Source organism: Mesorhizobium sp. M1E.F.Ca.ET.041.01.1.1 (genome assembly GCF_003997355.1).
Lineage (GTDB): Bacteria > Pseudomonadota > Alphaproteobacteria > Rhizobiales > Rhizobiaceae > Mesorhizobium.
Map to the genome: position 1 here is coordinate 1 of NZ_RZSL01000934.1, position 1,583 is coordinate 1,583.

Consider the following 1,583-nt stretch of genomic DNA (forward strand, 5'->3'; position numbering starts at 1 on the left):
GGTGTCGCCGGCGTTCAGGCTAGCGACGGAGTAGGTCGGGGCCTGCGAAAGGCTGCCGGTGATTTCGGCATGCTCGTCGGGCTTCGCCGGAGCGTCAGTCGCCGCGGGCACGTCGCCGACCTCGTTTTCAGCCCGTTCCAGGATCGGTCCGAGCCGGCCGTGGCGCTGGCTGAGCTGGGTCTGCCTGGCCAGCAACTCGCTCACTTTGGTTTCCATGAGCTGCTGGTCGAGAAGCTGGCGGCTGGTGATCCTGTCCACCTGGGCGCGAAGCGCGGAGATACGGTCCTCATAGGCCTGCTGCATACGCGCCTGCCTTGCCGTCGTGGCGCCGATCAGGTCGTCGCGCAGCACCAGATAGGAAGTTGCGAGCAGGTAACCGATGGCGATCGCCGCAAGCGCCGACCCGATGAATGCGGCAAGCCAGGGGCGAATGGTGAAATGCCTGATCTCGTTGCCCCTGGCGATAATGACCGTATGGGGCTCTTTGCGCCTGCCGAAGACCGCTGACTGACCGGTTGGTTTCACGGGACCAAAGCTTTCGTTACGACTCCAACGACCGCCCGGGATTACACATTATTAGGGTTAACAAAGCTTTGCTGGCCGCGATGCTCGCGTAACCAATTCACGCATTGCGCGTCGCAGGTTGCAGTGGGAAGGAAGCCGGTAAATGCCGTGGGTGGGTGCTTTCGGCTGCCTCAAAGAGCGCGCACCGCTTCCAGCACCTCTTCGGCATGGCCCTTGACCCGCACCTGTCGCCAGATACGGGCGATACGTCCGTCCTCGCCGATCAGGAAGGTGGCGCGCTCGACACCCATGTATTTGCGGCCATACATGGTCTTCTCGACCCATAGTCGAGAGGCCTCTATCACCTTGCGCTCCTCGTCGGCGACGAGGTCGACGGTGAGATCGTACTTCGCCTTGAATTTGTCGTGTTTCTTGACGCTATCGGGGGACAGCCCGATGACCACGGCGCCGGCCCTCTCGAATTCAGGCTTCAGCTGCGAGAAGCCGATCGCCTCATTGGTGCAGCTTGTGGTGTCGTCCTGCGGATAGAAGTAGAGTACGACCGGCTTTCCCCGCAACGCGGCGAGGCTGAGGGAGCCGCCGCCGTCGCGCGGAAGATCGAATTGCGGCGCAACGTCGCCCACTGCGAGATCAGCCATGTCGATGCCTTTGTCTGAGGTTACGCGCGGATCGAGCATCGGTATAACCTAAGGTGGGGATTCGTCCACGACGAGTTCGTTCACAACGGAATATTGCGTGGATCAGGAGCACCCGCAGCACGAGAAGATCAGGTTCAGGCGTGACGAGATCACAGACCTGGGGACGTTTCCGTCCGCGTGCCGCGTGCCACCACTCGGCCGCGCTTCGGTGCGCCGCCGCTTCCGCATCATCGGCCGGGTGTTTGCCGGGCTCTGCGCGCTGGTGTTCCTGGCGGCAGCAGGCATCTATGTGCTCGGCACGTCGGGCATCGGCACGGAGCGGCTTCGCGCCGAAGCCGAGACAGCCATCGAGAAGCTGGCCGGCGTCGATGTCAACGTCACCGTCGGACCGGCGCGGCTGACGCTCGACGGGTCGAGCTT

The 1,583-nt window shown here is 63.1% G+C and carries 2 protein-coding genes and 1 pseudogene; 1 reads left to right on the top strand and 2 read right to left on the bottom strand.

The genetic code is table 11. From position 1 onward, the window contains the following. Together EOA38_RS36060 and EOA38_RS36065 are read right to left on the bottom strand one after the other, a co-directional pair. Window positions 1-525: pseudogene (locus EOA38_RS36060) on the bottom strand (M23 family peptidase); the annotation flags it as partial. 170 nt (window positions 526-695) lie between these two features. Continuing rightward, on the bottom strand, window positions 696-1,163 hold the full coding sequence (locus tag EOA38_RS36065; RefSeq protein WP_127301457.1) for a peroxiredoxin: 468 nt from the start codon (window positions 1,161-1,163) through the stop codon (window positions 696-698). Between the two features lie 97 nt (window positions 1,164-1,260). On the opposite strand from EOA38_RS36065, the gene EOA38_RS36070 reads away from it, so the two are divergent. Then, a partial coding sequence (locus EOA38_RS36070; RefSeq protein WP_145966272.1) for a hypothetical protein occupies window positions 1,261-1,583 on the top strand: 323 nt, incomplete at its 3' end.

Excerpts from the sequence above, each read along its gene's own strand:
- EOA38_RS36065 (WP_127301457.1), bottom strand. The coding sequence starts at position 1,163 with ATGGCTGATCTCGCAGTGGGCGACGTTGCGCCGCAATTCGATCTTCCG.